This window comes from Gordonia aquimaris (assembly GCF_026262595.1).
Classification (GTDB): domain Bacteria; phylum Actinomycetota; class Actinomycetes; order Mycobacteriales; family Mycobacteriaceae; genus Gordonia; species Gordonia tangerina.
Genome location: NZ_JAPKFM010000011.1, coordinates 25,845 through 44,459 on the forward strand (window position 1 = coordinate 25,845; position 18,615 = coordinate 44,459).

Sequence of the window (18,615 nt, forward strand, 5' to 3'; positions counted from 1 at the left end):
TGACCCCCGGTCGAGTTGAACAAGCGACCAAAAGGTAGCAGGAAGTGTGCCCTGCGTCACTGGAATCGCGGTGGCTGCCCTGTCAGTTGCGCGCGATGTCGATCGGGTGCGTCGCGAGCAGCGGCGTCGGCCAAGGCTGGCGGCGCAGCACCGAACCCCAGAGGTCGGTGGTCGTCGGCACCAGCAGATCACCGGCCAGCGCGGACGCCAGCAGCCAGCTGTCCTGCTGCAATTCGGCGTCGAGCTGGCCCTCACCCCAGCCGGAGTATCCGGCGAACACACGGACTCCTTCCAGGACGTCGGCGAGTTCGGTGGGGTCGGCGTCGAGGTCGACGAGCACCACCCGACCGTCCACCGGCCGCAACGCTTCGTACCCGGAGATGTCGGCGCCCAACTTCACCACCCCCAGACAGAGGGCGGCGTCCTGTTTCACCGGCCCGCCGACGAACAGCGCGCGCGGCGACGCGGACAGGTCGGTCCACTGCGGCAGCAGATTGTGCACCGCCGTCTGGCTCATCCGGTTGAGCACCACACCGAGGCTGCCGGCGTCGTTGTGCTCCATGATGTAGATGACGGTGCGCGCGAAGGTCGGTTCGATCAGATCGGTCGACGCGATCAACAGCGTCCCGGGCCGGACTCGGCCGGCCGCGGGCATGTCGGGTGCAGCACCCTCCGAGTAGAACTCGGGGGTCGGATCCTCTGAGTCGTCGCCGCCGGCCACCCACCCATCATGGCATGGCTCACCGGTCGAGGTCGGTACTCTGAATCAGTGACGTCAGGCTCGCCGCACACCTCCCCCGGTCTGCGGGGGTTCATCCGCTCGCTGGGGCATTCGCCCGGGCTCGGGCGGCTGCTCGCGGTGCGGTTGACCAGCCAGATCACCGACGGTGTCTTCCAAGCGGCGCTGTTCGCCTCGATCCTGTTCAACCCGGAGCGACACGCCGATCCGTTGGCCGTGGCGGGCGGACTCGCGGTGCTGCTGCTGCCGTACTCGCTGATCGGTCCGTTCGCCGGGGCACTGCTCGACCATTGGGATCGACGCAATGTGCTGATGTTCGCGAATGTGCTTCGCGCCGGGCTCATCTCTCTCGTAGCGCTGGCCATCGCCACCGGCGCGAGCGACACCGTGGTGCTCTTCGGTGCGCTCGCGGTCACCGGCGCTAGTCGGTTCGTCGCATCGGGCCTGTCGGCGTCGCTCCCACACGTCGCGCACCGCGACGTCATCGTCGCGACCAACGCGCTGTTCACCACCCTCGGAGCCGGCATGCTCGCGGTCGGCGCGGGCATCGCTGCAGTCCTGCGGATCATCTTCGGGCCCGACAATTCCGGCAGTGCATTCACCACCCTCGGCGGTGTGGTGATCGCGCTGATCGCGGCGACCCTCGCGCACGGGTTCGGTCGACTGCAACTCGGACCCGACGAGCCCGATGACCCCGGGCGCTCGGCGGTGCATGCCATCACCGTCGGCCTGCTACACGGGGTCCGGGCGGTCGCTCATTCGCGCACCGTGGCGGCCGCGTTGTCGGCGATCGGCGCCCACCGGCTGGTCTTCGGGATCAACACACTGATGCTGCTGGTGCTGAGCAAACAAGCGGGCGTCGGCGACGGGCTGGCCGGCGTGTCGGTGGTCGCCGGATTCACCGCAGGCGGCGCCTTCCTCGCCGCGGTGGTGACGCCGTATTCGGTGGAACGCTACGGCCGACGGCCCACGCTGATTGCCGCCATGCTGGTGGGCGCGGTGGCGGAGGCCTCGCTGCTCACCTTCCATCCGGCGGTGTTCTGCATCGGCGCGTTCGTACTCGGATTGATCGGGCAGGTCGCCAAACTGTGCGGCGATGTCGCCATGCAGGTGGACATCGGCGACATGGTGCGTGGCCAGGTGTTCTCGGTGCAAGACGCGGTGTTCAACATCGCCTACGTGGGTGCGGTGACGATCGCCGCGGTCGCGATCCCCGATGACGGGCGCTCGGCCGGGCTGCTGGTCCTCGGTGTCGTGCTCTACCTGATCGGGGCGGTGGTGGTGCGGTTGGTGCACACGCCACCGCACCACGGGCCGTTGGCCGTTACCGACCATCCGATTCAGCCGACCGGTCATCACAGTTGACATCGGGCTCCGCGACCCACCGACCGTCACCGAGCTTCGAATCGAGGCGACCGGTCATCGAAGCTGACGTCGGCGCGGCCATCACCGTCGGAGTCCACCAGCACACGATCGAAACGGCCGTCGCCGTCGGCGTCGACGTAGAGCCGGTCTGCCACCGGAATGCCTGCGCGGCGAGTGCCGACGAGTTCGATGTCGGCGGTGCCGTCGCCGTCGAGGTCTGCTGAGCGGACCACCACGGCGTCGTCGGTGTCGGTCGGCTCACCGTCGCGGTGCGGCGCCGGATCGGCCACCCGGCCTGGCGCCGGCGTCACCTCCGGTTCCGGTGGTGGTGACGCAAGCTCGGTCGGTCGTTGAGCAGTCTCGCCCCACACTCCTGATCCGTCGTCCCGATAGAACTCGTCGCCGCGGCCGTCGTCGTCCCGGTCGAGCGCGACGACGTCTGCGATCCCATCGGCATCGCTGTCCCACATGGCATCGTCGCGCCGGCCGTCACCGTCGAAGTCGAGACCCACCGCGTCGAGCGTGCCGTCACCGGAGAGGTCGATGTCGGGCGGCGACACCCACGCTGTGGTGACACCGTCACCGGTCCCGAAGACGTACTCGATGGGGTCCATGGTGTTTGGACGCTCGGGGGGCACTCGTGGTTCCGTGCGGCCCGACTTCTGACCCAGCGGTGGCTCGCCTGCAGGTCGCCCGGCTGTCAGTGACCGTCGGGGCGTCGCTGGTGGGGGCCGGAATAGTTCGGGGTCGGGAAGTTCGGGGTCGGAAAGTTCGGTGGCGGAAAGTTCGGAGGGGCGTAGTGCGGCGGGTATCCATGAACGAAGTGCCCGTGGTTCGCAACGCCCGCAACGACGTGGCCGGCCTCGGCCGCGCATGCTCGGCGCAACAGGCGTCTGCGGCGACGGTGCAGCGCGATGGCGCCGATCGCTGCCGCGATGGGAAGCCCGATCATGCCGACGAGCCGGCCGAGGGCCTCAGCACCCGAACTCGGGGCAGGTGTGATCGGTCCCGAGGCCGCCCGGCCGATCGCGCCGAGAATCATCACGCCCACCAGCGCCCACAGCAGGGTCGCGCCGAGGAGCGCGCCCGAGGCCCGGCGGCGCAGTACCGCCGGATCACGCGGTGGCGTCGGTGTGGGCGGGTAGTAGGTCATCATTTGTCCTCTCGGCATCATGCGGCGTGAATGATCGCGGCGGGGAGGGCGGTGGAATTGCCCTGTCCCCGGTATGCCGTCCCGGTCAACTTGGGGCAGCACGTTGGCGTGGTGTTCGCGAATGAGACGCTCCCGGCGGGCGGTTATGTTCCCGCCGAGTCTCACGCCACCCGGTGACGGATCAGCCGGAAGTGCTGCGGACGACGCCGGGCTCCACAGGTCAACGAACTCGGCACGAGCTCAAGCGTGGTGACCGGGCACCTGATCGGTGTGAATGGTCATGCGCGGCCACGGCGGCTGACGAAGAACCGCGGCCGAACCCAGTGTCGCCGCGATCAGTCCGGTGACCACACCGATCAGGGCCACCCGGCCTCCGTCCACGACGGGAGTCCACGTGGTGGCGGCGCCCGCCGAAGTCATCGCACCCGGGTTCGCCAGTGACCAGGGGTGCCCGGTTCGAGTATCCCCCAACACCGGTAGGTTCAGAAGTCATGTACGTGAGCGAACTGGGTGAACAATGGCGTCGTGCGCGCCTGCGCCCGGAGGTCGTCCACCTCGACTCCGCGGCTGCCGGTCGATCCTCGAACGCCGTGATCGGCTCCATCTCGGCTCATCTGTGGCGCGAGAGCGAGCGGGGGTCGTACGTCGCGGCTGCCGATCGCGCCGACGAGATCGCCCGGGACAAACGCGATCTCGCGTCACTGATCGGCCACACGGCCGACGAACTCGCGTTCCGCGAGAGTGCCCGCGCCGCGCTGCGGGCGCTGCTCACCTACTGGAATCTGCCGATCTCGAGCACCGTGTGGGTGGCCAAGAACGAGTTCGGACCGAACCTCGTGGAGTTCGAACGCCGCGGCTACGCGGTGCGGCCGCTGCCGGATGCCGACATCGCCGGCCACGTCGACACCGACGCGCTGGAGAACATGCTGCAGTTCGAGCAGCCCGACTTCATCCACATCTGTCATATCGGGGCGATGTCGGGCATCGTGCAGCCCGTCACCCGGATCGTCGAGATCGCCCATGCCGCAGGCGTTCCCGTGGTGGTCGACATGGCACAGACCGCCGGCCACGTGCCGACGGTCACCGGCGCCGACGTCGTCTATGGCACCAGCCGCAAATGGCTGACCGGGCCGCGCGGAGTCGGGTTCGTCGCGGTACGCAAGGATGCGTTGCGTCCGGTGGAGATCGAGAGTTCCGAAGCATTCGTGGCCGGACGGCTCGGCCTGGGCATGGCGGTGTCGGAGGTTCTGGCCATCGGGCAGCAGCGCGTGTTCCGCGAACTCGCCGCGATCGGCCGGGCCACCCGCGAACGCCTCGACGGCATCGGCAGTTGGGAGGTGCTCGAGCCGGTCGACGAACCGTGCTCCACCACCACCCTCGCGCCGCCGCCGGGCTGGCAGGCATCCGACGTGGCCGCCGCCCAGGCCAAACTGTTGTCGCTGGGCATCCTGGTCACCTGCGCCGACTCCTGGCGCGCCCCGCTGACCACCGAGCAGTCGGTGTTGCGGGTCAGCCCCCACCTCGACGTCGAGCGCAAGGACTTGGACAAACTGGCCGACGCGCTGCGGACGATGGGTTACTGAGCTCGAACCTGCTCGACGAGCTCGGTGATCGCGGGACGGGCACGGTCGGCGTCGGCGTCCACCAGGCCGATGCGGGCGCGCCGGTGCAGGACATCGTCGACGGTGAGGGCGCCCTCGTGAGTGAGCGCGAACCCCACCTCCGCGCGGGTGACGTCGATGTCGTCGACGATCGGATCCAACGGACGCTCGACTTGCGCTGACGACACCACCTTGGCCGCCTCGGAACCGAACCGACTGATTAGCGACGCCGGCAGCTCCGGCGGTGCTGTGACGGCGGCGGCACCGATGAGCGGGGTCGTCGCCGTGATGCAGCGGCCCGCGGTCAGTCCCCCGGCGTCGACTGCGGCATCAACCGCATCCTGGGCCATGCGACGGTAGGTGGTGAGTTTCCCGCCGAGCACACCCACCAGCGTGTCGTCACTGACCTGGATGCGGTGACGCCGCGACAGGTCGGCGAGGCTTCCCGTACTCGAATTCTTCTCCGCGCCGACAACATCGACGAGTGGTCGGAGCCCGGAGTAGGTGCCGATGATGTCGGAGCGGGTCACCGGCCGGTCGAGCGCCGGGTTGATGGACTCGAGCAGGTAGTCGATCTCGGCCTGCGACGCCTGCGGGACGTCTGGGATCGGGCCCGGGGCGGCGACGTCGGTCAAGCCGACGAAGACCCGTCCGAGCGGCTCGGGCAGGGCGAACACGAACCGTGAGATGGAGCCGGCCACCGGCACAGTCAGCGCACCTTCCGGGTGCCCGAAGGTGGCGGCGTCGAAGATCAGATGCGTGCCCCGGCTCGGCCGCATCCGGACTGCCGGATCCACCTCGCCGGCCCAGACACCGGTGGCGTTGACTACGGTGCGCGCAGCCACGTCGAAGGACTCCCCCGTGCAGGCGTCGGTCAGGCGGGCACCGTTGCCGGTGACGTGGTCGGCGCGGGTATACGTGCAGATCATCGCACCGAAAGCGGCAGCCGTACGCGCGACCGCGACCACCAGTCGGGCGTCGTCGACGAGCTGTCCGTCGGAGTGCGCCACGGCACCCCGCAGTCCGGCCCGCGTCGTCTGTGGGCACAACGCCAGCGTCTCGGCCACCGACAGCCGGCGCGGACGGGGCAACACAGGTGCTGGGGTGCGCGCAACCCGGCGCAGCACATCGCCGGCCTGCACACCGGTACGAATCATCGCCGACGTGGCGCGCGAACCGAGATCGGGCACGACCTGCGCCAACGGCCGGATCAGATGCGGCGCGATCGTCGTCATCAGATGGTGTCGCTCGACCGCGCTCTCGTAGGCGATCGGCAGATGGCCGCCGGCAAGATAACGCAATCCCCCGTGCACCAACTTGCTACTCCACCGCGATGTGCCGTGGGCCAGATCGTGCGCCTCGACCAGCGCGACGCGCAGTCCACGACTCGCGGCGTCGAGGGCCACCCCGGCGCCGGTGATCCCCCCGCCGACGACGAGCACGTCGAGGGGGCGGTCCTGGTCGGCCAGCGCGGACTGCCATCGGTGCCGCTGGGCGGCGTTGAGCCCGGTCATCCGCTGATCGTCGGCGGCTCGCCGCCGGACGGGCCCAGCGGAGAGGAACCCAGATGGGTCGGGCGCAGGTAAGACGACAACGCGTGATGCAGTTCCCGACTCCAGTCGTCACCGAGAATCGACTCCACCAACGCGCGTGACTGGATCGCTGATTGGGTGATCAGCAGCACCATCGACGCCAGCTTCTGCGGGTCGCCGTCGCGCACCTGGCCGCGCTGTTGACCGTGAGCGATCGCCTCGGTGAGGATCGCGAGCACGCCCTGCTGACTGGTGCCGAGGCGCTCGAAGACATACGGCGTCATGAATTCGCGCTGGGCCCGCCACAGCGCCGCGACCAGCTCGTCGTCGCGCAGAGCGGCCGCCATTCGCACCACCAGGTCGACGGTCGCGTCGAACTCCGCCGTGCGCAGCGGCGTGACATCGGTGACAGCCGTGACGATGCCCATCACCTCACGGGTGAGCAACGCGCGCGTGATCTCGGACATATCCGGCCAGCGTCGGTACACGGTGGGACGACTGACGCCGGCTTCGCGCGCCACCTCGGCAAGTGTCACCTTGCGTCCGCCACTGCGGACCAGGCAGGCCCGGGCGGCGTCGAGGACCTGCTCACCGATATCCGCTTTACAGATTGACATGATGTGTAAAATCGTAACCCATGGCGGGCGATCCAAACCACCACAGCGCCGACCGGAGGTCGGTCGGTCAGGTGACCCTGCTGGTCAATCCGCACGCGCGTCACGGTGCGGCCGGCGACGTCGCCGAGGCGGCAATCGCACGATTCGCGGCGTGTGGCATCGCCACCGAGATCATCGTCGGAGCCGACGCCCAGGATGCCGCCGAGCAGGCCGGCAAGGCGGCCGGCGGCGACACCGACGGGATCGTCGTGGTCGGCGGCGACGGAACCATCCGACTCGCCGTGGAAGCGGCCTTCGGCACCGACAAACCGTTGGGCATCGTACCGGCCGGCTCGGGCAACGACGTGGCCCGCAACTTGGGCATTCCGTGCGACGACGTCACCGCCGCGGTCGACATCATCGTGACCGGCCACACGCGGTGCATCGATCTCGGCCGGGTCACCTTCCCGGACGGTCGTACCGCACTGTTCGTCACCGTCGCGGCGACCGGGTTCGACGCCTCGGTGACCGCGCGGGCCATCGACATGCGCCGGCCCAAGGGCCAGGCCCGCTACACACTCGCCGCGCTGCGCGAGCTCGCCGGCCTTCCCTCGTACCATTACGACGTTCGCGCCGACGACGTCGAGATCGACGACGACCTGGTGTTCGCCGCCATCGGCAACACCACGTCCTACGGCGGCGGGATGCACATCACCCCGCGCGCGTCCATGACCGACGGACTGCTCGACCTCACGCTCGCCCATCATCCGGACCGGTTCGCCCGCGCCACCGTTGCGCGCGTGTTCCCGAAGGTGTTCGGCGGAACCCACGTCGACCATCCGATGGTCCGCACAATGCGGGGCGCGGAGATCGAGCTGTACAGCGATCCGCCGGCGCTGGTGTCGATCGACGGCGACATCGTCGGCGAGCTACCGGCGGTGTTCGAGGTTGTGCCCGGTTCGACGAACGTGTTCGCCCCGTCGTGAGCAGGGCCGCGGCGTTAGGCCCGCCATCGGACACCTTCGATCCACACAGCGACCGTCAGCCCTGCGATGCCCACCATTCCCGCAGGGCCTCCTCGGCCTCCTCGCGGGTCAGCGGACCGCGGTCGAGACGCAGTTCCTTCAGGTAGCGCCACGCCTGGCCGACCTTGGGGCCGGGCGGCAGTCCGAGCAGTTGCATGATGGCGTTGCCGTCGAGGTCGGGTCGCACCCGCTCGAGATCCTCGGCTGCCTGCAGGTCGGCGATCCGGTGCTCGAGATGGTCGTAGTTCTCCTGCAGCCGCCGCGCCCGGCGTTTGTTGCGCGTCGTGCAGTCGGCGCGCACCAACTTGTGCAGCCGATCCAGCAGCGGTCCCGCGTCGGTGACGTAGCGGCGCACCGCCGAGTCGGTCCAGGCGCCATCTCCGTAGCCGTGAAACCGCAGATGCAGGAACACCAGCTGCGACACGTCGTCGACGACGGCCTTCGGATACTTCAGCGCCCGCATCCGCCGGCGCACCATCTTGGCGCCGACCACCTCATGATGATGGAAGCTGACGCCGCCACCCGGTTCGTGCCGACGGGTGGCAGGTTTGCCGATGTCGTGCAGTAGCGCCGCCCAGCGCAGGATCAGGTCGGGATCGCCGTCTTCGAGGTCCACCGCCTGTTTCAGCACCGTCAGCGAATGCTGGTAGACGTCCTTGTGCTGGTGATGCTCGTCGATCGTCAGCTTCATCCCCGGTACCTCGGGCAACACCCGAGCGGCCAAGCCGGCGTCGACCATCACGTCGATCGCCTCGAGCGGATGCTCGCCGAGGATCAACTTGTCCAGCTCGGCCCGCACCCGCTCGGCGGTGATGCGCTCGATCTGCTCCGACATGTCGCTGATCGCCTCGAACACCCGGGGTGCCACCCGGAAACCCAGTTGGGAGACGAAACGCACGGCACGCAGCATCCGCAGCGGGTCGTCGTTGAAGGATTCCTGTGGCGTGGCCGGTGTGTCGATCACGCCTGCCAGCAGGGCGGTCATGCCGTCGAGGGGGTCGACGAACTCGGCCGGACCGTCGGCGCCGATCCGCACCGCCATCGCATTGATGGTGAAGTCGCGGCGCACCAGGTCCCCGCGCAGGGAATCACCGAAGACGACCTGCGGGTTTCGGCTCACCCGATCATAGGAATCGGCACGATAGGTGGTGATCTCGATGGTCGCGTCGCCTTTGCGCGCGCTGACCGTTCCGAATTCGATCCCGGTGTCCCACTGTGCGTCCGCCCAGCCGGCCAGGAGCGCGGTGACCTGCTCGGGCCGCGCGTCGGTGGTGAAATCCAGGTCGCCGGCCAACCGGCCCAGCACGGCGTCGCGCACCGACCCGCCGACCAGATACAGCCCGTGGCCGGCATCGGCGAACAGCGTGCCGAGCGGAACCAATACATCCGAGAACGTCTGAAGCGACACGGCCGCGCCGGCCAGCAGACGAGTTCGGCGATCGGGGTCGGTCACGGCACATCAGCCTACCGTCGACGCAGCCGGGGTCCGCATCCCATCCCTGGTCGGTATTGCCACCCGATTCCGGGTGAACCGGGCGGATTCGCGGTGAACCGTGGCACAAACCGCCGCCCATCCGTGTCGACACCACCCTCGGCGCCACGGCCCATCCAGGCAAACGCCAGGTTGCCAGCGGCTAGCATCGGAGACGTGTCCGCCGACCCGTCCACCGACCCCTCTGACGTCTCCGACGACGTCATGGCGGGTTCGCGTGGTCCCAACGGGACCGGACGGCGTGATTCCGGACATCAGGATTCGGCACGATCGGCCGACACCTCAACGGGACACCGGGTGACCCCTGCCGACCTCGCACGCGCGAACTCCCGCGGCGGCGGTGTTCAGACCGGCACCGGATCGACCGCAACCGACGACCCGGGCGGAACCACTCGGCGCGGGCGGCGCGGACGACGGCGCCGCGGACGACGACCTTCTCCTCCCAGCACCGCCGACGCCGGACACGACGAGACACCGGCCGCCGAACGACGCGACACGCCCAATCCCGGGCAGATGCCGAAGCGGTCCGGAAAGGCCGACCACGTCGAGGAGGAGTTGCGCCCGACTCACACGCGGGTGTCTCCCCCGAAACCCTCCGACCTTGTCGCGGTGACCGCCAAGATCACCAAGACCGGACTGACCCACACCTCCGCCGGCGCCGAGGCGACGACCTCGACGACCGCGAAGTCGAAGACCCGGCGCCGCACCGGCGGCAAGGGACCCGAACGCGGCCAGGAGCGCCTGCGCACGGTCCGCGAGACGTCGGCGGGCGGGCTGGTCATCTCCGATCTGGACCTGCCGACCGAGGAATTGTGTGCGGCGCTGATCGGCCGCATGGACCGTCGCGGACGGATGATGTGGTCGTTGCCCAAGGGGCACATCGAGACCGGCGAGACGGCCGAGCAGACGGCGATCCGCGAGGTCGCGGAGGAAACCGGCATCAGCGGCACCGTGGTGGCACCGCTGGGCAAGATCGACTACTGGTTCGTCAGCGAGGGACGTCGAATTCACAAGACGGTGCACCATTATCTGCTGCGCAGCATCGGTGGAGAGCTCTCGGACGCCGACTATGAGGTCAGCGAGGTGGCCTGGGTGCCGCTCGAGGAGTTGCCCCGCAAGCTCACGTACTCTGACGAGCGGCGACTGGCCCGGATGGCCCGCGGCGTGATCGCCGATCTCGCCGCCGACCCCAACCGGTTGGCCCAGTCCGAGGCCGAGAGCATCCGCACCGAACCCAACGCCTATGAGAGAGCCGCAGCTGCCCGCAACCAGCGCCGCAACGAGCCGTTGCCCCCGGCGCGGTCGCGTCGACGGCGCAGGCGGCCGCGGCGTCCACCGGCCGGCGATGCCTGACCCGGTACCGCCCCCGCTGCCGCTTGTTCTCCATCGATTCACGCACGGTCGATCCACGCGCGCATCCGCGGTGGTGTTCGCTGTCGTGGCGCTCGTGGTGCTGTGCGCCGGACCGGCCACGTTCGCCACCGCCGCGCCCGTGTCCGACGACACGACCGGCACCACCGACACCGACGGGACCGGTGGCTTCCTGCGCCTCACGATCGACGAGATCACCCCGTCGATCGTCACCAGCGGAGGCGGCGCCGACGTCACGGTGTCCGGCAGTGTGCGCAACGTCGGCGACCGTGATCTGGAAGACCTGTCGATACGCCTCGAGCGCGGCGATGCCATCAGCGACGCCAACGAGCTGCGCAGCAGCCTCGCGGTGACCCCGGTGCCGGTGAGCGCGGCCACCGCCTTCCGCCCGGTGACCGACGCACTCGCGCCGGGCGAGTCGGATGACTTCAGCATCACCACCCAGCTGTCTGCGACCGACGGGCTCAACATCCAGCGAACCGGAGTGTTTCCGCTCAACGTCAACGTCAACGGCGTCCCCGACTACGGCAACGCAGCCAAGCTCGCCCAGTCACGCACGCTGCTGCCGGTACTGTCGCTGCCGCCCAACGCCACGCGAGCCGATCAGTACGTCGATCCCAGCACCGACGTCGACGACGCGAACATCGACAGCGATCTCGGCTCCGACGGATCGGTGTCGGCGAATCTGTCGAGCCCCGCACAACTCACGATGCTGTGGCCGCTGGCGGCGCCGCCCCAACTCACCCCGGGTGTGTTGGGCGGCAGCACCGAACCGGTCCGGCTGGTCGGCGAGGAGATGGCCCGCTCCCTGTCGGACGGCGGGCGCCTGCACACCTTGCTCGACGCCGCGCGGTCGGTGGCCGGATCCTCGGCCGGCGCGAGGTCGGCGCCTGCTTCCGACACCACGTCGCCGACACCGTCGGTCGCTGAACCGGCGGAGCCCGAACCGTCGGCTCCGGGTGCCGCGCCGCCCTCGGCATCGGGAGAAGCCGCACCACCCGAAGGCGCTGCATCACCGGACGCGCCGTCGCGGCTGGCGCAGAGTATGTGCCTGGCGGTGGACCCGGACCTGCTGGTGACCGTGCGCGCGATGTCGCTGGGTTATGCGGTGTCGTCGGATCCGATGGACCCCACGTCGCCGACCACCCCGGGCACCGGTCAGCCGGCCGCACTGCAGTGGCTGACCGAACTGCGTGACGTGGCCTCCCGGATGTGCGTCGTCGCATTGCCGTTCGCGCAGGCCGACCTCACGTCGCTGTCGCGGATCAACGATTCGGGGCTGACCGACGCCGCCCTGGCCGGGCCCGCAGACGTCGTCGACGCCGTTCTCGGGGTGCGCAGCGTGCGGGGCATCACCGTGCCGGCGCTCGGCGCGATCGACAACACCGGCGCCGACGTCCTCGCCTCCGCATCGGTGGGCGCCGCGGTGACCTCCGCCAGCAGCGTCGACGCCGAGCGCGCGGACCCCACCGGCCGCTATCGAGTGGGTGACCTGGCAGTACAGACCAGTGAGGCACCGCTGACCGCGGCCCTCGCCGGTCTCGGCGACACCCCCACGACACCACCGCTCACGCCGGCCGACCAGGAGGTGTCCTTCGACGGTGAATCGGGCACCGCGCGCCGGCAAGCGGCGGTCGCCGCCGTGGCATATCCGGCCATCGACGCACCCACCCAGCCCGACCCGGCCGACCTGCCCACCGCCGGACGCAGCGAGTTCGTGATGCCGCCGACGTACTGGTCGCCGACCGCCGACGACACCGACGCCCTGTTCACCACCGCGACGCTGCTGCTCGAGTCGGGCGCCGCCACCCCGAGTCCACTGGCCGATGTCCGTGGCGCCCTCGACGCGACCACCACCACGGCCCGATTGACCCAACCGCCGGGCAGTCGACCGCTCGCCGAACTGGGCATGGCCGTCTCCGACGACGTCGCCGCCCAGATCGACGACGAGGCCGAACTCTCCTTCCAGCTGCAGGCATCGTTGATGAGCTCGGCGGATGTGGCCGCGACCCCCGAACGATATGTGGCCCCACTGCGTGAGGATCTGCTGCGCGCGATCCGCACCCCGGACACCGCGTCTGCTGCACTGCGTGCCGAGGCGCGCGGGCAGCGCGCCGCACGCATCACCGCTGTGGACGCCACCCTGCAGCGCATGCGCAACTCCGTCACGCTGCTCGATCCCGGTGGCCGCTACACGCTGGCGTCCGAACGCAGCCCGCTGCTGCTGGTGGTGCGCAACGATCTGTCCCTGCCGATCCGGGTGCGGATCAACGTCGACGCACCGCCCGAACTCGACGTCGGCGATCTCGGCGTGATCGAGATCCCGGCACGCGGCACCCGACAGATCCAGTTGCCGACGCGCGCGGAGACCTCCGAGGAGGCGATCACCGTGACCATCGGTCTGACCACGTCCAGCGGCATCTCCGTCGGGTCGCCGATCTTCCTGTCGGTGCACGCCAACGCCTACGGCAAACCGTTGTTCTGGGTGACCATCGCCGCCGGCGTGGCCCTGGTGCTGTTGGTGGCCCGCCGCCTGTGGCACCGCTTCCGCGGCCAACCCGACCCCGCCGACGAGGACCGGCCCGATCCCAACGAACACGATCGGCTGCTGGCCGGCGCCACCTATCAGGAACGCCGCCGTAACCTGCAGACAGAACACCCGGGGCATGAGCACCACGATGTCTCGGCGGACGAGACCGACGACCACCAGGAGCCGACCACGACGAGCTCGAGTGACGGGGACAGGCCATGAGCGAACAGCGACCACCGGAGTCCCACCGGGCGGCCCCGCGTCGGATACCGCCGGGAGCGCCGTCGGGTCCGCCGCCACGCCGCGCCACCCCACCCGGTCGTGGCCGACCCGCACCGACTCGTACGGACACGCTCACCGCCGCCCGGACCGGCGGCCGACCGACCCCGGAGACCCGCGCCGAGGCCGAGATCGACGAGTCGTCGACCGGCCTGTCGCGTGACTCCGACGCCAGCATCCTCAAGACCAGTGGATCCATCGCGCTGGCGACCCTGACCAGCCGGATCACCGGATTCGTGCGCACCGTCTTGGTGCTCGCCATGCTCGGTCCGGCGATCGCCTCGGCGTTCCAGGCCGCCTACGTGCTGCCGAACATGATCGCCGAGGTCGTCCTCGGCGCGGTGCTGACCGCCATCGTCATCCCGGTGCTGGTGCGGGCTGAGGCGGAGGACGCCGACGGCGGACGCGCCTTCATCAACCGCATCTTCACGTTGACCGTGGTCACCCTTGGCGCCGCGACCGTGATCTCGCTGATCGCCGCTCCCCTGTTGACCTTCCTCAACGTCGGCGACGGCGACGTCAACCGCGACCTGACCACCGCGCTCGCCTACCTGCTGCTGCCCGAGATCCTCTTCTACGGCCTCTCGGCCCTGTTCATGGCGATCCTGAACATGAAGGGGTTCTTCAAGCCGGGCGCCTGGGCTCCGGTGCTCAACAACATCGTCCAGATCGCGACGCTCGTGCTCTACGCGGCGATGCCCGGCGAGATCTCGCTCAACCCGGTGCGAATGACCGACCCGCAGCTGCTGGTGCTCGGCATCGGTACCACGCTCGGCGTCGTGGTGCAGGCAATGATCCTGGTGCCGTGGCTCAAGCGGGCCGGCATCCGCCTGCAGCTGCAGTGGGGACTCGACGCCCGGCTCCGCCGGTTCGGCAACATGGCGCTCGCGATCGTCATGTACGTGGCGATCCTGCAGGTCGGGTTGGTCATCACCTACCGCATCGCCGCGCACACCGACGCCGCCGGCATCAGCGTCTACGCCACCCACTGGCAGCTGCTGCAGCTGCCCTACGGCGTCCTGGGCGTCACCATCCTCACCGCGATCATGCCGCGACTGTCGCGCAACGCGGCCGCCGACGACAACCGGGCCGTCGTCGACGATCTGTCGCTGGCCACCCGGCTGACGATGGTCGCGCTGGTACCCGTCGTCGCCTACATGACATTCTTCGGCCCGGCCATCGGTGTGGCCGTGTTCAACTTCGGCCGGTTCGATGCCGAGATCGCATCCCAGCTCGGTTCGGTGCTCGCCTGGGGCGCATTCACGCTCATCCCCTACTCGATGACGCTGGTCCAGCTGCGGGTGTTCTATGCCCGCGAGGACGCGTGGACACCGACAGTGATGGTGCTGGGCATCACGGTGGTCAAGGTGGCCGCATCGCTGCTGGGTCCGGTGCTGTTCACCGACCCGGAACTGGTGGTGCGCTGGCTGGCGCTGTCCAACGGGCTCGGCTATCTGGTCGGCGCCGTGGTCGGTCACTTCCTGCTGCGCCGACGGCTCGACGACGCGCGGCTGACCGACGTCGCCCGCACCACCGCGGTGACGCTGGTCGTCTCGGTGGGCATCAGCGCCATCGTGTGGGCCGTCGCCCAGCTTTCCGGACTACATCTGATGATGACCGAGGCCGGAAAGTTCGGTTCGCTGATCTACTTGGCGTTGACGGCAGTGGTGGTACTCGGCGTCACCTACGCCGGCCTGGCCGTCGCCCGCCTGCCCGATGTGGTCTCGATCGGCCTGACGGTGCGCCGCGTGCTGGGCAGATTCGTCCCCGCCTTGGCGCCGCCTGAGAGCCCGGTAAGAGAATCGACTGCAACCATCACGGTTCAGTTTCCGCAGACCGTCACCGACGAATCGCTCCCGTATTCTGGTCAGGTACAGGTGCTCCGGCGATTCGACCGGGGCACTGCCACATGGCAGTCGTACTCGGTTCACAGCGGTGGAGCCGCGCGCCTCCGCGATGGTGGCGAGATGCGGATCCACGCGCCACGCGACATGCGGTATCGCAGGAGAGGAGCTCGGCGCGTGAGTGACAATGAGATCGGTGCCACGCAGGACACCGAGATCATCCCGGACTCTCCGGCCGACCAGGGCTCGGTACGAGTCGAGGATCGGTCCGAGACATCCGCGACGGACACCCCGACCGCGGACCGTCGCGACGATCCCGACCGCGCCGAGAAGCCCACGGACACACCGAAATCGGACAATCCAGCCAACCCCGCCCCGGCGACCACGCGGATGCCGTCGGCCACCCAGCCGCGGCCGCGGGGTCCCCGGCTGGTCCCCGGGGCGGCCGTCGCCGGCGGCCGATACCGCCTGCTCGATCACCACGGCGGCACCCGCGGTCTGCAGTTCTGGCGGGCTCTCGACATCAATCTCGACCGTGAGGTGGCGCTGACCTTCGTCGACGCCGAGCAGCTCGCGCCGCCACCGCGCCGCGGCGAAACCGCCAAGGTCACCGACGACGGACCCCAGGGTGTGCTGTCGCGCACCTTGCGACTCGGTCAGATCTCGTCGGCCGGGGTCGCGCGTGTACTCGATGTGGTGCGCGGATCCTCGGGCGGCATCGTGGTGGCCGAATGGGTGCCCGGCTCGTCGTTGGCCGAGGTCGCCCGTTCTGAGCCGTCCCCCATCGGGGCGGCACGCGCGGTGCGCGCACTGGCCGCGGCCGCCGAGGCCACCCACCGCTCGGGTGGGGCGCTGTCGATCGACCACCCCGACCGCATCCGGATCAGCACCGACGGCAACGCCGTGCTCGCCTTCCCCGGCACCCTCGCCGGTGACGACAAATCCTCCGACGTCCGCGGACTGGGTGCGGTGCTCTACGCATTGCTGCTGGCACGGTGGCCGCTCGACGGCCGCACCGGTACCCGTCTGGTGACCACCTCCGACACGACCGACGAGGTCGGCGGCCTGCCGATCGCGCGCCCGGACAAGAACGGCGCGCCGATCGAACCCCGGGAGGCGCGGCCGGACACGCCGTTCGAGATCTCGGCCGTCGCCGCGCGAGCCCTCGACGGCAATCGAGGCATCCGCACAGCCGGCACGATTCAGCACGTTCTCGACCAGGCGACGGTGATCGATCTCAACACCGACATGTTGCCGGCGATCGAGACCGACCAGGCCCCGGTCGCAATGACCCCGACGCCGTCGCGTACCACTGCCGGTACCGAGCCGGAGGGCACCGGACGACGCAATGTGGCGTTGCTCGCCGGCGCCGGACTGCTGGCGCTGTTCGTCATCATCGCGCTGGTGGTGTGGGCGACCAACATCTTCGGCTCCGACGGCGACGCGTCGGACATCGACTCCATCCTCACCACCACGTCGGCACCTCCGGCGACCGAGACCCAGCAACAGGCCGCGGCCCCGCCGCCAGCACCGGCCCCCATCCCGCTGCAACGGGTGAACCTGGTCGACTTCTCGAACCAACCGCCGGACAGTTCCACCAATCTCGGCAATGTGATCAGTGGTGTCGCACCTCCGTGGAGCACCGACATCTACCGCGGCTCAGCCGATTTCGGCGGCCTCAAGGATGGTCTCGGGCTGATGTTCGACCTCGGCAGCGACCAGTCCGTCGCCACGGTCACCATCCGGACACCCACGCCGGGGTTCGATGTGTCGATCCGGACCGCGACGTCGGCGCAACCCACCTTCGCCGAGACCACCGAAGTCGCCTCCGGCACGGTGTCGCAGCCGTCGACCACCATCACCATCCCGAACCCCACCGAGAGTCCGTTCGTGATGGTGTGGTTGACGTCGCTGCCGGCGGGTGGCGGTGGCTTCCAGGCAGAGATCGCTCAGGTCTCGATGGCGGGCTGATCCCGCCTGTGCGGTGAGCCCAGCATCCGCTGACGACCTGCGCGTACCGGCGGATTCGTCGTCGCCGGCTTCCAGCCCGGCGGTCCGAACACCAGACCCAACCGCGTCCGCACGCCTCGGGCGGCCCGCACATCTCGGGCGATGGCCACGTACTCGTGGGTCTGCAGCCGCCAGATGTTGTAGGTGTCGACCGGCGTGGTCAATCCGTACGTCGGACGATGTTCCTCCGCGGCAAAGCTGCCGTAGAGCCGATCCCAGATGATCAGGGTGCCACCATAATTGCGGTCCAGGTACTCGCTGTCACTGCCATGGTGGACGCGATGGTGGGACGGCGTGTTGAAGACGAATTCGATCGGCCGCCAGAGCTTTCCGAGGTGTTCGGTGTGAATCCAGAACTGGTAGACGAGATTCAATGAGTACGCCGCGAAGACGAGGGCCGGCGGAACGCCGAGCAGGGGGAGTGGCAGCCACATCAGGATGCCGGCGCTGTTGTTCCACTTCTGTCGCAGCGCCGTGGTGAAGTTGAAGTACTCACTGGAGTGATGCGCCTGATGGGTCGCCCAGATCAACCGGACCCGGTGCGCGAGACGATGCTCCCAGTAGAACAGGAAGTCGAGTCCGACGAACGCGATCAGCCAGGTGTACCAGGCGTCGGCGGGCAGCTGCCACGGCGCCACGTAGGCGAATACGGCCGCATATCCCAAGAGCGCCAATGCCTTCCACGCGGCGCTCGTGCCGATCGAGACCACACCCATGAGCAGGCTGGCCCGTGCGTCACGGATGTTGTAACTGCCGGGTGCCGACGACGAACGTCGCGTCCCGTGCAGGTGCGCGCGCTGTGCGGGCCGGTCACGTTCGGTGTGGTCCAGCTTCCACGCCGCCCACCACTCGAGCGCAACCATCGCCACGAAGAACGGAACAGCCAGCACCGTCGGCTCCCGCATCGCCTCGGGCAGAAAGTCCAACACCGGCCACTCCTCGGTCGACGGTCACCAGACCGTTTCGGTTTCTGACACGAGTGCATGTCAGATAGTTCTGACACGGTAGCGTGTCAGATAGGCTGCTGTAAACAGTTCTTGGTATTCGCGATGCTTTCCCAACCGAAACGGCAGGAGTC

Annotated in this window: 14 protein-coding genes; 6 read left to right on the forward strand and 8 right to left on the reverse strand. The window is 69.1% G+C overall.

Features of this window, described 5'->3' with window-relative positions; translation table 11 throughout:
• Positions 1-82: 82 nt before the first annotated feature.
• Positions 83-655: a YqgE/AlgH family protein gene (locus OSB52_RS12025; RefSeq protein ID WP_268899826.1), complete on the reverse strand. Its 573-nt coding sequence runs from the start codon at positions 653-655 to the stop codon at positions 83-85.
• A gap of 114 nt (positions 656-769) precedes the next feature.
• Between OSB52_RS12025 and OSB52_RS12030 the strand changes: the two genes are divergently transcribed.
• Positions 770-2,104, forward strand: a complete 1,335-nt coding sequence (locus tag OSB52_RS12030; RefSeq protein ID WP_266061857.1) for an MFS transporter — start codon at positions 770-772, stop codon at positions 2,102-2,104.
• 26 nt (positions 2,105-2,130) lie between these two features.
• Here the strand turns inward: OSB52_RS12030 and OSB52_RS12035 are convergent, their stop codons facing one another.
• From OSB52_RS12035 to OSB52_RS12045, 3 genes are all read right to left on the reverse strand, one after another.
• A complete protein-coding gene (locus OSB52_RS12035) occupies positions 2,131-2,718 on the reverse strand; it encodes a hypothetical protein (protein WP_235721455.1) in 588 nt (195 codons plus the stop codon).
• An 86-nt stretch (positions 2,719-2,804) separates the two neighbouring features.
• Positions 2,805-3,257: a hypothetical protein gene (locus OSB52_RS12040; protein WP_266061859.1), complete on the reverse strand. Its 453-nt coding sequence runs from the start codon at positions 3,255-3,257 to the stop codon at positions 2,805-2,807.
• 240 nt (positions 3,258-3,497) lie between these two features.
• On the reverse strand, positions 3,498-3,743 hold the full coding sequence (locus OSB52_RS12045) for a hypothetical protein (RefSeq protein ID WP_372512409.1): 246 nt from the start codon (positions 3,741-3,743) through the stop codon (positions 3,498-3,500).
• Between the two features lie 5 nt (positions 3,744-3,748).
• Here OSB52_RS12045 and OSB52_RS12050 point away from each other — a divergent pair, with 5 nt between their 5' ends.
• Entirely contained in the window at positions 3,749-4,840 is a 1,092-nt protein-coding gene (locus OSB52_RS12050; protein WP_266061860.1) for an aminotransferase class V-fold PLP-dependent enzyme, read from the forward strand.
• Here the strand turns inward: OSB52_RS12050 and OSB52_RS12055 are convergent.
• Positions 4,834-6,372: a glycerol-3-phosphate dehydrogenase/oxidase gene (locus OSB52_RS12055; protein WP_266061862.1), complete on the reverse strand. Its 1,539-nt coding sequence runs from the start codon at positions 6,370-6,372 to the stop codon at positions 4,834-4,836. The two genes, OSB52_RS12050 and OSB52_RS12055, sit on opposite strands and share 7 nt — an antisense overlap.
• Positions 6,369-7,007, reverse strand: coding sequence for a TetR/AcrR family transcriptional regulator (locus tag OSB52_RS12060; protein ID WP_266061864.1), 639 nt, complete (start codon positions 7,005-7,007; stop codon positions 6,369-6,371). The genes OSB52_RS12055 and OSB52_RS12060 overlap by 4 nt, the downstream gene beginning before the upstream one ends.
• A 20-nt stretch (positions 7,008-7,027) precedes the next feature.
• On the opposite strand from OSB52_RS12060, the gene OSB52_RS12065 reads away from it, so the two are divergent.
• Entirely contained in the window at positions 7,028-7,972 is a 945-nt protein-coding gene (locus OSB52_RS12065; protein WP_266061866.1) for a diacylglycerol/lipid kinase family protein, read from the forward strand.
• 55 nt (positions 7,973-8,027) lie between these two features.
• Here the strand turns inward: OSB52_RS12065 and OSB52_RS12070 are convergent, their stop codons facing one another.
• Positions 8,028-9,464: a CCA tRNA nucleotidyltransferase gene (locus tag OSB52_RS12070; RefSeq protein ID WP_266061867.1), complete on the reverse strand. Its 1,437-nt coding sequence runs from the start codon at positions 9,462-9,464 to the stop codon at positions 8,028-8,030.
• Between the two features lie 195 nt (positions 9,465-9,659).
• On the opposite strand from OSB52_RS12070, the gene OSB52_RS12075 reads away from it, so the two are divergent.
• Genes OSB52_RS12075 through murJ form a run of 3 tightly spaced genes read left to right on the forward strand, consistent with a single transcriptional unit; the run spans position 9,660 to position 17,498 of the window.
• A complete protein-coding gene (locus OSB52_RS12075; RefSeq protein ID WP_266061869.1) occupies positions 9,660-10,856 on the forward strand; it encodes an NUDIX hydrolase in 1,197 nt (398 codons plus the stop codon).
• Positions 10,849-13,626 (forward strand): hypothetical protein, encoded by a 2,778-nt coding sequence (locus OSB52_RS12080; RefSeq protein ID WP_266061870.1) that lies wholly within the window; start codon positions 10,849-10,851, stop codon positions 13,624-13,626. Before OSB52_RS12075 ends, OSB52_RS12080 begins: the two co-directional genes overlap by 8 nt.
• Positions 13,623-17,498: a murein biosynthesis integral membrane protein MurJ gene (gene murJ, locus OSB52_RS12085; RefSeq protein WP_235721464.1), complete on the forward strand. Its 3,876-nt coding sequence runs from the start codon at positions 13,623-13,625 to the stop codon at positions 17,496-17,498. Before OSB52_RS12080 ends, murJ begins: the two co-directional genes overlap by 4 nt.
• On the opposite strand, the gene OSB52_RS12090 is transcribed toward murJ, so the two are convergent.
• Positions 17,477-18,466, reverse strand: coding sequence for a sterol desaturase family protein (locus OSB52_RS12090; RefSeq protein WP_266061872.1), 990 nt, complete (start codon positions 18,464-18,466; stop codon positions 17,477-17,479). The genes murJ and OSB52_RS12090 overlap by 22 nt on opposite strands.
• Positions 18,467-18,615: the final 149 nt, after the last annotated feature.

What these genes read in the sequence shown, in the direction of transcription:
- OSB52_RS12080 (WP_266061870.1), top strand. Translation starts at nt 10,849, where the DNA reads ATGCCTGACCCGGTACCGCCCCCGCTGCCGCTTGTTCTCCATCGATTC.
- OSB52_RS12035 (WP_235721455.1), bottom strand. Translation starts at nt 2,718, where the DNA reads ATGGACCCCATCGAGTACGTCTTCGGGACCGGTGACGGTGTCACCACA.
- OSB52_RS12065 (WP_266061866.1), top strand. Translation starts at nt 7,028, where the DNA reads ATGGCGGGCGATCCAAACCACCACAGCGCCGACCGGAGGTCGGTCGGT.
- murJ (WP_235721464.1), top strand. Translation starts at nt 13,623, where the DNA reads ATGAGCGAACAGCGACCACCGGAGTCCCACCGGGCGGCCCCGCGTCGG.
- OSB52_RS12025 (WP_268899826.1), bottom strand. Translation starts at nt 655, where the DNA reads ATGCCCGCGGCCGGCCGAGTCCGGCCCGGGACGCTGTTGATCGCGTCG.
- OSB52_RS12050 (WP_266061860.1), top strand. Translation starts at nt 3,749, where the DNA reads ATGTACGTGAGCGAACTGGGTGAACAATGGCGTCGTGCGCGCCTGCGC.
- OSB52_RS12040 (WP_266061859.1), bottom strand. Translation starts at nt 3,257, where the DNA reads ATGACCTACTACCCGCCCACACCGACGCCACCGCGTGATCCGGCGGTA.
- OSB52_RS12060 (WP_266061864.1), bottom strand. Translation starts at nt 7,007, where the DNA reads ATGTCAATCTGTAAAGCGGATATCGGTGAGCAGGTCCTCGACGCCGCC.
- OSB52_RS12055 (WP_266061862.1), bottom strand. Translation starts at nt 6,372, where the DNA reads ATGACCGGGCTCAACGCCGCCCAGCGGCACCGATGGCAGTCCGCGCTG.